The sequence below is a fragment of the Paraburkholderia lacunae genome, from assembly GCF_003353175.1.
GTDB lineage: Bacteria > Pseudomonadota > Gammaproteobacteria > Burkholderiales > Burkholderiaceae > Paraburkholderia > Paraburkholderia lacunae.
Map to the genome: position 1 here is coordinate 1 of NZ_QHKS01000006.1, position 11,917 is coordinate 11,917.

Here is an 11,917-nt window from a genome sequence, read left to right on the forward strand (position 1 = left end):
CGGTTCGATGAGCGGGGTGTGGAAACGGGGTTAGGGTGAGGTTACTCGGGCACCGCCAGACGAAAGGGGCGGCAACAGACAAACCGAACCTACCGCTACCGCGCCACATCTCGACTCTACCGAACTGGGACAGTCGCCATCCGTCTAAGTCCGGCCACAACCGTTCATTCGAGGTTGGGATTAGAATCGTCGACAATTTCTAAAAACGACCTGTAGATTAGTGTTGAGCAACCTGTATGGCACCGCACCTGATTCAATTTACGCAGGACGAACTGAGCCACTGGGCTGGGATGGGAGACTATGTTTTGATCCCTCCGGATCGCAGTTACGAGATCGTCCTGCGGTATGAAGGGGAGCCGCCGCATGGCGATTCGTATCATATGCTCAGTCTGGGCGACCGACGATTGCCAGGCTTTGCGTGGGGTTGCATATTCACGATGTCAGCGTGCTCGAACTTTATAGCGTTCAGTTGGATGGAGCGGAGATTCGAACGATTGACGACAATTGTCGACGTTAGGCTTGGTCGGTATTTCGTCTTGCCCAGCTATATATACCACCCTCGCATCGAATGGCCGGTAGTCCTGGACGCGGTCGCTGCGGAGCAGCCGTATGAATTCGTTGGCAATGAGGCGTGGCGAACGTTTTGAGGCGGTTGCCTGACCAACACCGCTGCGCAACTGATTCAGCCGGAATCGGCCATGAGGCGTCGTTCGGCACGTACCCTAACTGAGACCTTCGGACGTCCAGTCCACCCACAAAACCGCCGTTCCTAAGCAATGGCTGCTGCTGCGGCGTCAAGCTTGATCAACATGGCAAACGGTATTGGGTGAACGGATTTGGCTCTGTCAACGTTCAACAACAGCCGTTGTACGTCGTTGCGCTGGATGCCCTGACGTTGCGGTCGCTGCGATCGTGACGATGCACCGCGCTGCGCTGTCTTTGCGGTTCGTTGGCGAACTATTGCACGAAGTTGAATCGCTGGGCGCGGTCGCCGAAGAACATCGCACGGCGCACTGGCGTTCCTCTTCTATTTGCTCGCCTCGCCTCGCGGCGCAAGCGGCAGGCGGACCTGGAACGTCGTGTGGCCCGGACGCGAATCGACGCGGATCTCCCCACCGTGCCGCTGGACCACTGTCTGGTACGAGATGTCGAGACCCAGCCCCGTGCCCTGGCCCAACGGCTTGGTCGTGAAAAACGGCTCGAACAGGTGCGGCATCACTTCCGGCGCGATGCCGGGCCCGTTGTCGGTGATTTCGATCACGGCATCGTTCGCGTCGCGGCCAGTGCGGATGACGATCTCTCCCTTGCCCTCCATCGCGTCGATGGCGTTGTCGATCAGGTTGGTCCATACCTGGTTCAGCTCGCTGCCATACACCACCAGCTGCGGCAGGCTGCGGTCGTATTCCCTGCGCACGGTGACCCCTTGCTTGAGCCGGTGGTGCATGATGGTGAGCGTATCTTCGATGCCGTCGTGGAGATCGACCGCCTGCTGCGGTGCCTGGTCCATGTACGAGTAGGACTTCATCGCTTTGACGATCTCAGAGATGCGCACCGCGCCGCGCCGCGTTTCCTCCACCAGCGAACGCAGCTCCAGGGTTGCCGCGAGCCACCGGATGCCGGCCGCAAACTGTTCCTCGTTCAGGCGGGCCGCAAGCGGTTCGAGGTCCGCGGGCCTGATCCCGATTCGCGCGAGGCACGGCGCCATCAGCCATGGCCTCGCGATGCCGAGCTTCGCCAGCCAGTCGAGAAGCGCGTCCTCGGCCTCGCTCTGCTGCAGCGCGTCGGCGGCGGGGCCGTTCCCCGGTCCCTTGCGCACGCCGAGGCTGTCGAGCGCGCTCATCGCGTCCGGCGGAATGGCGCTGTGACTGAGCGCGACCGCCGCATCCTTCAGCATCGCGAGTGTTTCGACCGCGCAATCCGCCGTGCGCGCCACCGCCGCCGACGGATTGTTCAGCTCATGGGCGAGCCCGGCCGCGAGGGTGCCTAATGCGGCCAGTTTCTCCCGGTTGCGCACGCTCGCCTCCAGGGCGGTGAGGCGATCGAGGGAGCTACGGAAAATCGACCGGCTGAAGGCCTCGGAGGCCACAATCAGTTCCTTGAATGCGCGTTCCGGAAGCAGCGCCAGGTGGCCGTCGGTCGCGGCGGCGACCGTGCCCGGAGAAGGCGTACCCGCGAGCAGGGATACGCCCCCAAAGAAGCTTGGCGCGATGAACCGGTTAGTGGGAATCTGCGTCGCCCCGGAAAACTTCGTGGCCTGGCACTCTCCTTCGAGCACGACGAAAAAGACGGGCTTCGTTTCGCCTTCACGTGCGAGAACCGCCCCCGCTTTTACGTCGACTTCCGTCAGGTGTTCGCCCAGCCACCGCAACTGTTCGTCCGACAGATCCGCGAAGGGCGGCACTGCGCGCAGTTTTGCAAGGTCGATCATAGGGTGGCCAGGTATTGATGAACCAGATGCACGGTGATCGAGCCTTCGCCCACGGCTGCCGCGACGCGCTTGATCGAGCCGGCGCGCACGTCACCCGCGGCAAAGATGCCGGGCACGCTCGTCTCCAGCAGGAAGGGGTCGCGAGCCAGCGGCCAGCCCCGCGGACGCTTGCCGTCCGTAAGCAGCGCGCGCCCGGTCACCACGAAGCCGTAGTCGTCGCGCTCCACGACATTGCCGAGCCATTCGGTGCAAGGCTCGGCACCGATGCAGATGAACAGGGCGCCGGCCGGGACGACTTCGATCGCGCTGGTATTGACATCGCGCAACGCAATTTCCGATAGATGGCCTTGTCCGTCGACGCTGGCCACCAGGGTATGAGGGCGCACGCTGACGTTCTGCGTCTCGTCGATCTCGTCGATCAGGTAGCGCGAGACCCCGGCACTGAGCGACGGGCCACGGCACACGATCACCACATTGCGCGCGTACTTGCAGAGGAACATCGCGGCCTGGCCGGCCGAATTGCTCGCGCCAACCACATAGATGTCCTGATTCGCGCAGCAGACCGCTTCGGTCATCGCCGCGCCGTAGTAAACGCCCGCTCCCGTGAGACGCTCCACGCCGGGTGCGTCGAGCTTCCGGTACGACACGCCGCTCGCCACCACGAGCGCGTGGCAACTCACCTCCGAGCCGTCGGAAAGGGTGACGAACTTGTAGGGACCCTCCACCCTTGTGCCGACCGCCCGCTGGGTCAGGATGATCTCGGCGCCGAATCGCTTCGCCTGGGTGAGCGCGCGCCGCGACAGCTCCGCGCCGCTCACGCCGGCGGGGAACCCGAGGTAGTTCTCGATGCGGGAACTGGTACCCGCCTGTCCGCCCGGCGCTTCGTGCTCGATGATGGCCGACCTCAAGCCCTCCGACGCACCGTACACGGCAGCCGCCAGCCCCGCCGGTCCGCCGCCCACGATCAGCATGTCGTAAAAGGGCATGGTCGAATGGGTGACGAGTCCGACCATGTCGGCGATCTGCGCAATCGTCGGGCGGCTCAGCGCCGAGCCGTCCTCGAAAATCAGCACCGGAAGCTGGCTCGCGGCGGCCTCGAGTGAACTCAGCAAGACGTCAGCCTCGCCGCCGCTCGCCACGTCCAGCCATTTGTATGGAATATGGTTGCGCGCCATGAAGTCGCGCAGCTGGTGGCCCTGCGGCGACCAGCGATGGTCGATCAGGCGGATCCCCTTGAAAGTGCCACGCCACGTGGTCTGCCAGGCTTCGAGCAGATCGTCGAGCACCGGGTAGAAAGTGAGCTCCGGCGGATGCCAGGGCTTCAGCAGGTAATAGTCGAGCCGAACCTTGTTGATCGCGCGGATCGCGACGTCGGTGTCGGCGTACGCCGTCAGCAGCACCCGCTTGGCTTCGGGAAACAGCGCGATCGCCTGCTCGAGGAACTCGACGCCGCTCATTTGCGGCATGCGCTGGTCGACGAGGAACAGGGCGACCGAGCGGTTCTGCAAGCGCAGCTGATGAGCCGCTTCGAGCGCTGCCTGCCCCGATCCGGCACGCACGATCAGATAGTGCTCGCCGTATCCGAGCCGCAGGTCGCGCGCGACTGCGTCAACCACTTCCGGGTCGTCGTCGACCGCGATGATGACGGGCTTGTCCATGTTGTTTGCGGACTCGATAGCGGCGCCGGCCAACGGACTGGACATGATCGAACGCGGGGTCGGCCGGGAAACGGCCGATCTCATGCGGCCGGCCGCAGTGCACATATGACTCTACAAGCCTAGCACTTTGGTCCGGGGTTGCCAGATCGGTCTTTTGCGGCGCGCTTTTCCGCCCGATTCGGAAGCGAACAGCAAGTATTTGAAGATGCAGCGATTGATTGATGCACTGCACACCGCCGAGACCCGCATCAATCCAAGGCCTGCCAGCGCTCGCCGGATCGAACGACGTCTCATGTCAACCGAATATCTGGCATCACCCAGAATGCATATGATAGGTATAGGCGGGTGGCTTCCAACCCAATAATGGGAACGATACACGGGAACATTCGCCTGCTGTTTCGCCGCGATGCGCAGTCAATGGGGCTGACCGGGCAGATGTCGTCCAGGCTGGACGCGTCGGCCGTGCGCTCGCGGGAAAAGCGACCGGGTGACGGCACCGCTTCCTCGCCGGTATTTACTCGCGAGGCGGGAGCGAATCATGATCGAACTCGACGAGCTTGGCAGGATGCCGGTCTTTGCGGACCTCCCGCGTGAGCGTCTGCAATGGCTGTGCGACAACCTGACCGAATTCGCCGCCAAGGCGGGGGACGTGCTCCTCGAGGAAAGTGAGATGAGCACCAGTCTGCTCCTTCTGCTTGAAGGTGAGGTCAGGACGATGAGACGTGCCGAAGGCGAGCTTTCCACCGAACGCTACGTCGCACCCGAAATCTTCGGGACACCATGCCTGGTTGCTTCAATCCCCTATCCGGCAACTCTCAGGGCTGCGACCGATTGCCGGATTGCGCGGCTTCCGGAAGTGGCCTTCCGCGATTTGTTCGTGTCGTGCGGTTCCTTCACGCGCGTCGTCGCCCGCGTGATGACCGACTGGCTTACCGCGCTCGAAACGGCTGGACGCAATCGCGAGAAACTGGCCGCCCTGGGAAAGCTCTCGGCCGGGCTCGCGCACGAGCTGAACAATCCCGCGTCAGCCATGACGCGGGCACTCGACCACATGCTTGGCGGACTTGCAGCGATCGAGGATTCAGCTCTGGCGCTTGGCTTGCGCGCAGTCCCTCGCGAGGCCGTCGATGAACTGAGAGCCCTGGTCGCGCGCAGCGCAACGCAGGCCGGCGTGAGTGCCGCGGATGCGCTGCGGCAAGGCGAAGCGGAGTCGCTGCTCGGTGACTGGCTTGCTACCCATGGCGTCGCAAAGCCGTGGCTGGCGGCTCCCTGCCTTGTCGCGCATGGGATCACATCCGATGCGCTCGGGCAACTGGCTGCCCGCCTGAACGCGGAGCAACTCGATGCGGCCGTTTCGTGGATCGCCCAGGTCCTGGAGCTTCGCTCGGTGATGCACGAGGCGATGCGCGGCGCAGCCCGGATCTCCGATATTGTGAAGGCCGTGAAGTCCTACTCGTACATGGATCAGGGACCGCGGCAGGAAGTCGACATTCACGACGGCATCGAAGATACCCTGACCGTGATGGCGCATGAACTCAACCCGGGCATTGTGATTGTGCGCGACTACGACCGCAGCCTGCCGCGTCTTCCGGTGTATGGCAGCGAACTCAACCAGGTGTGGACCCGGATCATCGAAAATGCCGTCGAGGCGATGAACGGGCACGGCGAACTGACTGTTCGCACGCGCCGCCATGCGGACCATGCGATGGTCGAGATCATCGACACTGGGCCCGGTATTCCGCGGGAAGTCGTGCCGCACCTGTTCGAGCCGTTCTTTACGTCGAAGCAGGCCAGTCAGGTGCAGGGGCATAGCCTGGGGATGGGGCTGCACGTCGCCTATCGTATCGTGGTCAACCGGCATGGCGGTACGATCGAAGCCTGCTCACGTCCGGCCGAAACAGTTTTTCGCGTGACGTTGCCGCTGGGGAAGAAGGGGACAGACATCGTTTGAGCCGACGAAAGCAGCTGTCGCGATTCTCCCGCGACGCCGGCAGGCCTGATCGTGCGTCCCGCCGACAGAGTCCGTCATCATCAAGGGCAATCCTGTTATCGCGGAACCGGCCTGACCGACGTTGGTCGCAGGCATGCGGCAGCAGATCAATTTAACTACCGGGTCGCGTACGGAATCGCGGAACGAGCACGGACAAGCGAGGCGGGAACGCCTCCGGCGGGGACATCGCGGAAAGGACTCAGCGAACCGCCCGCTGCCCTTCCGGACTGCTAGACTGGAAGCTACCCATGCAACCCATGGAGGAGGCATGATGTCCATCTACGTGGTGAAGACCGGTGAGCAGTTCCTCTCCACCGGCGAGGACGGCGACGTCGGCATGGCACCGGCGATTGAAAATGCCATGTCCTTTCTTTCGTATGAGGAAGCGGAAAAAGCGGCGAACGAGCACGCCGACCCCGGATACGAAATCTTGGCCGTCTGCGTTACCAGACTAACGCGCAGTCCGTTGCTCGGCGCTCAGTGAGGAAGGCCGCTAGCAATTTCGCTGGCGCCGTGCGATATGGTCCTCCTGTTGGCTGCGTCCGAAATCATCCGCGAATCGGCGGCATCGCGCATCGAGATTCGCACGAGGCGGTCAACGTGCGCGTTGACCGCCCTCATCACGGGCTCATGGCAGCGAACGACGAGCCGTCTTCTACGAACGCTCCCAGGAGTGCGGCAAGCCCTCCATAACTTGCGGTACAGAGTGCAGCGCATGGAGACCCGTCGGCTTCGCCCAGCAATCGGTCATTCGAGTCGCGAAGTTGACCGTTGTTTTTTCGGCCGTTGCGGTTGCTTGTGCAGCAATGGAGAGGGTGGTGAGTGTCCCTTGTGGGGCGTCAGCCAGGTCAGAGCGGACCATGCCAGACGCGAACAATAAGACGCGGCCCATTTCGGCATCTACAAGCGGGTATAAGGTTGCGACAACGCTTTCGAGGACCTGATAAGGTCTTCCAGCATCATTGCCCGCTTTTCCGGCTCCGTATCGCGGCTTGTCATGAAGCAGAGCGCTGCGACGGGTAGACCCGTGCGGTCGCGTATAGGCGCCGCCATGCAGAGTCGAAAAGTGTGGGACAGACCCTCGGTGCAACAATACCCCTGGTCCGCAGCACGTTGGACATCGCAAAGAAAGTCCTCGAATTCAACGCGTCTGCCGTTGTCGAGGACAAAGTCTTCGTCCGGGATCAAGCTGCGAATTTCCTCCGCCCGCATATGGGCGAGCAGCAGACGGCCTGATGCAGTCCACGGAATCGGCACCTTCACGCCAATGTCAGAACTAATGTTGAATGGTCGCGAGCTGTTCTCCGACAGGACCACGGTGTACTTGTTGCCTTCGAGCATGCACAACTGCGCGGTTTCGTCGTGTGTCCGGACGAGCGCGAGGATCGCCGGGTGGGCGCGACTGATCAGATCGTTATGGAGGGCGTAGTCGGAGCCGTAGTAATGCATCTCGCGGCCGAAAAACACGCTCCCGTCCGCATTTGTCTCGAGCCATCCGGCTTCAGTTAGCATGGCGACCAGTTCGTAAATGCTCGAGCGTGGTGCGCCGGTCGCTTCGATCAGTTCGCGCATCGTCATCGGACGGCGCGCGACATGCAACTGCTTGAGAATGCCGATAACGCGGTCAACCCCCCTGGCCCTCAATGATTCTGGTGCAGACATCCCTTCAACTCCGTCGGCGATAGAGATCGCAGTTTATCTTTTGTGTGACGCGAGTTTAGCGCGTAAAGGGCGATGCTTTGCCATCATGCGCCCCGCAGACGCCTGACGCGCTTCATGGGTGCTTAATGGTCGAGCACACGTTGCAGGAACTGCTGCGTGCGTTCGTTTTGCGGCTTCACGAAAATGTGCTCGGGGGCGCCCTGTTCCGCGATTACACCCTTGTCCATGAACACGACGCGATCGGCGGTCTTGCGCGCGAAGCCCATCTCGTGTGTGACAACGACCATGGTCATCCCGTCGCGCGCCAGTCCGCGCATGACTTCGGTCACTTCGCCGACGAGTTCCGGATCGAGGGCAGACGTGGCTTCGTCGAAGAACATGATGCCTGGCTCGACGGCCAACGCTCTTGCGATCGCGACACGCTGCTGTTGGCCGCCGGAGAGCTGGCTGGGGTAGTGCTCGGCCCGATCGGCAAGACCCACCCGGTCGAGCGCGTCCATCGCACGCTTGCGTGCGTCTGCGGCGCTCATCTTGCGTGCCTTGATCAGAGCGAGCGTCACATTGCCAAGCGCGCTCTTGTGCGGAAACAGATTGAATTGCTGGAACACCATGCCGACATGACCTCGGATTTCCTTCGCCCGGCGCGCGTCGTGCATCGGCACTTCGTTGACCCAGACTTCGCCTGTGTCGGCTGTTTCCAGACCGCTCATGATGCGCAGCACCGTGCTCTTGCCAGAGCCCGACGCTCCGATCAGCACGAGTACTTCACCCGAGTGCACATCGAGGTTGATCTCCTTGAGGACCTGTGTAGCGCCGAACGACTTGCTGACGCCAGTGAGGTTGATCACGGGCTTCGACGTAGTGACAGTGGTCATGACAGCAGGCTCCTTCTTCGGTCATGGTGCCGCACCCACTGCGACAGTGGAAAGCACACGATGAAATAAAGCACAGCAACGAGTCCATAGATTTCCACCGGTTTGCCAACCCGGTCGACGATAGCCTGGCCACCATGCATCAATTCCGACATGCCGATCATGCTGACGATCGACGTGTCCTTGATAAGCGATAAATACTGGCCGACGAGCGGCGGCATCACGATCTTTCCGGTCTGCGGCAAGATCACGGAAAAGAACGCCTGGATCTTGCTAAGCCCGAGGATCTGCGACACCTCCCACTGGCCTTTCGGTACCGCTTCAATGCCTGAGCGGAAGACCTCGGAGATATAGGCGCCCTGATAGATGCTCAAGCCCACGACACCCGCTGCGAACACATCGATCGCGTAGCCAAAGTACGACACGCCGAAATAAATAAACATCAGAGTGATCAGCACTGGCGTACCGCGAAACAGCTCGGTATAGAGCCTGGCGATGCGCGGCGTACCCGATGGCCCGAATGAGCGCAATACCGCCGCCAGCAGTCCGATCAGCGTTCCACCAACGATCGACGCTGCGGACAGAAGCAGTGTCGCCAGCAGTCCCTGAAACAGGATCGCCAGGCTGGTCATTAACAATTCTTGCGACATGGCCGGTCTCCGGTTGAGGGCTCAGGTGCGATCGGCCTGTCGTGCGACAAGGAACCACTGGCGCGTGCGTTTCTTCATGACGAGCGGTGGATGAAAGACACGCACGCCGATCTGGCTCGCCAGCCACGACAGCAGGTTGCTCAGGAACAGGTAGGCAATCAGGGTGATAGAGAAGGTCTGGATATAGAGCAGCGTGCGCGCGTTGATCACCGTCGCCGTTCCACTCAACTCCGGCAGCGCGATCGCCGAGAGGAGCGACGTGCCTAGCAACAGCTGAATCAGATTGTTGACGATCGCAGGATAGACGGCGCGCGCCGCCTGCGGCAGAACCACCTCGATGAAGATCTGCGAACGTTCCAGACCGAGGATGGAGGCCGCTTCAAGCTGACCGCGTGGCACCGACTGGATACCGGCACGAAACACTTCCGCCAGATATGCGCCGACATTCACCCCTAACGCGATGACACCTGCCGTGTAGGCATTGAGGGTTAGGCCGAGCGATGGCAACCCGAAGAACACGATGAAGATCTGCAGCAGCACCGGCGTATTGCGGATCGCTTCGATATACACTCGCGCGATCGCCCGCAGCAGCCCGACGCGCGATGCATTCGCGAGTGCGGTGAGCAAGCCGAGCAGCATCGCGAGGACGAAGGCCAGCAGCGTGATCTGGAGCGTCAGCCACGATGCGCGAACGAAATCGCTCCAATAACCTGCAAGGGTCACCCATTCATAGCTCATGGTTCCTCCGTCGGTCGAGCAGTGCGGCGCTAGCGGGGTTTCAGTACTGCGGATTCAGTGGAAAGCGCGGCTCGGCACCAAACCACTTCTTGTATAGCTGCGCGTTCTGCTTCGATGCGTTGACGTTGAACAGGAACAGGTTCAGGTAGTTGAGCCAGACCTGATCTCCTGCCTTCACACCGAACGCGTTGTATTCGAGCGGAACCAGTGCTTCATTGGTGACAGTCAGATCCGGATCGAGCGATGCCTGGTAAGCGAGAAAGTTGTTGTCCTCGATCATCGCATCGGCCTGCCCCTGCTTGACGGCGAGGATTGCAGCCTGCGAGCTGTCGAACTCCTGGATCTTGACCTGCATGTTCAGCGAGCGCACTTCGTCGCCATTCGTCGAGCCCTTGACGGTTGCAATTGTGCGATTCGACATGTCATTGATGGATTTGATGCCGCTGCTCTTCTTGACCAGCAGCGCTTCACTCGCGACCACGTACGGATTCGTGAACGCGATTTCCTTCGCTCGCTCGAGGTTGCGGGTGAAGTTGCAGAACACCACGTCAACCTTGCTGGTTTGCAGATTCGGAATGCGGTTCGCGCTCGTCGTGTTGACGACTTCGAGCTTGACGCCCATCTGCTTCGCCAGTTCTTTTGCCAGGTCGACGTCGTAACCTTCGGGCTGGCCGCCCTTGTCGTAGAAGCCGAACGGTGCAAAGGTCAAACAGTCGCCTACCCGCAGCGTACCGCGCTGCAGAACCTGCTTCAGCGTCGAATCAATCGCAGCACCCTGTTCTGGCGGGGCGACCTTTGTGCAGCCGGCGAGCATCAACAGACCGGCTAAGGCGAACAAACAAGTGAATTTTGCGCTTTCCCTGACAAATTTCATTTTTCAGTCCCGATCTGGTGTGAGAAGTCCGTGCGTGGACGGAAGCGGTGATTAGCATGGCCTTCGCGGGCATGCGTCGATCGACGGCATCGCGAGCTGGCGTTCGATCGTCTGATATATCGGACGTACGTCCAACACAACAGATGGTTGGCAGTGTTTCATGGGAAAAAAATAGTTGCAATGGGGGATACACCGGCGCGACCGGGGCGCTTCGCGAGAAGGGGAAGCAGAATTCTTTCAGTCCGAAAGAATTCATGCGGCTTGTTGAATCTACCCGCAGTCGAGCAGCCCGGTTGTTGATGCCTCTTTGCAAATTCCTCGATCAATATCGAACGCAAATTGATCTTCGGTCCGTTTTTCGCGGCACCGGATGCAAACGAAAGATACGTCGACACGCCCGCAACCAGGAGAAGCCGCAGCGTTGCCGTCCGGCTTACACTCATCGCCGTGTCCCGCGTGGTCGTAGTTGTCCATGACCCGCCACATCTATTCAGGTTCGGAAGCAGACGTTCGGGACGGCAGGTCTGGCGCGGACGGTAAGGTCCAGATTGGCCGAGAACGTGTCGACAGCCGACAACTCGCAGATGACGCTTGGCCCTCAGAAGCCGCCGTTGGTGCAGTGCCGGCTCAAACGGCGGTTGAGGGTCGCGTGCAGCCGATTGCAGCTTGGGGTGACTTCGGTCGCATATGCCTATCGTATAAGGCAGCACGCGGCCAAAAGCGGTCCTTCAACCTCGGTGCCCAAATCGTTCAATCAGATCGCGAAACCACCTAAAGGAATGCAGTATGAATCTCGCGGTACTTCGCGTTGCGGGGAAAAGCGACGCACTAAAAGGCCTTCTCGACATGCTGCGTCGCAAGCCGGACGCCGGGTGGAAAGAAGGCGAATTGAGTTGATACGCTTCGATCGTCGAGCTGACATTCACGAAGCGTTCTTGAAACTCGGCTGCGCCCTCGTCTAGTTGAACATCTTCAGGCGTACCGAGCAGCTTTTTTGAACTGGCCTCTAAGCAAGCACGGCGTGTATCGGCAGGCATTTTGGCGA

The 11,917-nt window shown here is 61.0% G+C and carries 9 protein-coding genes; 2 read left to right on the forward strand and 7 right to left on the reverse strand.

Translation table 11 applies throughout. The features are described 5' to 3' along the window. Positions 1-1,027: 1,027 nt before the first annotated feature. Together DLM46_RS10125 and DLM46_RS10130 are read right to left on the reverse strand one after the other, a co-directional pair. A complete protein-coding gene (locus DLM46_RS10125) occupies positions 1,028-2,428 on the reverse strand; it encodes an ATP-binding protein (protein WP_115100644.1) in 1,401 nt (466 codons plus the stop codon). After that, positions 2,425-4,131, reverse strand: coding sequence for an NAD(P)/FAD-dependent oxidoreductase (locus DLM46_RS10130; RefSeq protein WP_244306052.1), 1,707 nt, complete (start codon positions 4,129-4,131; stop codon positions 2,425-2,427). The genes DLM46_RS10125 and DLM46_RS10130 overlap by 4 nt, the downstream gene beginning before the upstream one ends. A gap of 493 nt (positions 4,132-4,624) precedes the next feature. Here DLM46_RS10130 and DLM46_RS10135 point away from each other — a divergent pair, with 493 nt between their 5' ends. Beyond that, a complete protein-coding gene (locus tag DLM46_RS10135) occupies positions 4,625-6,037 on the forward strand; it encodes an ATP-binding protein (RefSeq protein ID WP_115100646.1) in 1,413 nt (470 codons plus the stop codon). A 307-nt stretch (positions 6,038-6,344) separates the two neighbouring features. Next, the gene (locus tag DLM46_RS10140) at positions 6,345-6,560 is read left to right on the forward strand and encodes a hypothetical protein (RefSeq protein ID WP_115100647.1); all 216 of its coding nucleotides are present in this window, start codon (positions 6,345-6,347) and stop codon (positions 6,558-6,560) included. Positions 6,561-6,976: 416 nt separating this feature from the next. On the opposite strand, the gene DLM46_RS10150 is transcribed toward DLM46_RS10140, so the two are convergent. From DLM46_RS10150 to DLM46_RS10170, 5 genes are all read right to left on the reverse strand, one after another. Beyond that, entirely contained in the window at positions 6,977-7,738 is a 762-nt protein-coding gene (locus DLM46_RS10150; protein ID WP_115100649.1) for an IclR family transcriptional regulator, read from the reverse strand. A 122-nt stretch (positions 7,739-7,860) separates the two neighbouring features. Next, positions 7,861-8,613: an amino acid ABC transporter ATP-binding protein gene (locus DLM46_RS10155; RefSeq protein ID WP_115100650.1), complete on the reverse strand. Its 753-nt coding sequence runs from the start codon at positions 8,611-8,613 to the stop codon at positions 7,861-7,863. Continuing rightward, a complete protein-coding gene (locus DLM46_RS10160; RefSeq protein WP_115100651.1) occupies positions 8,610-9,260 on the reverse strand; it encodes an amino acid ABC transporter permease in 651 nt (216 codons plus the stop codon). The genes DLM46_RS10155 and DLM46_RS10160 overlap by 4 nt, the downstream gene beginning before the upstream one ends. 21 nt (positions 9,261-9,281) lie before the next feature. Next, the gene (locus DLM46_RS10165) at positions 9,282-9,998 is read right to left on the reverse strand and encodes an amino acid ABC transporter permease (RefSeq protein ID WP_115100652.1); all 717 of its coding nucleotides are present in this window, start codon (positions 9,996-9,998) and stop codon (positions 9,282-9,284) included. A 40-nt stretch (positions 9,999-10,038) separates the two neighbouring features. After that, positions 10,039-10,872 (reverse strand): ABC transporter substrate-binding protein, encoded by an 834-nt coding sequence (locus tag DLM46_RS10170; RefSeq protein ID WP_115100653.1) that lies wholly within the window; start codon positions 10,870-10,872, stop codon positions 10,039-10,041. Positions 10,873-11,917: the final 1,045 nt, after the last annotated feature.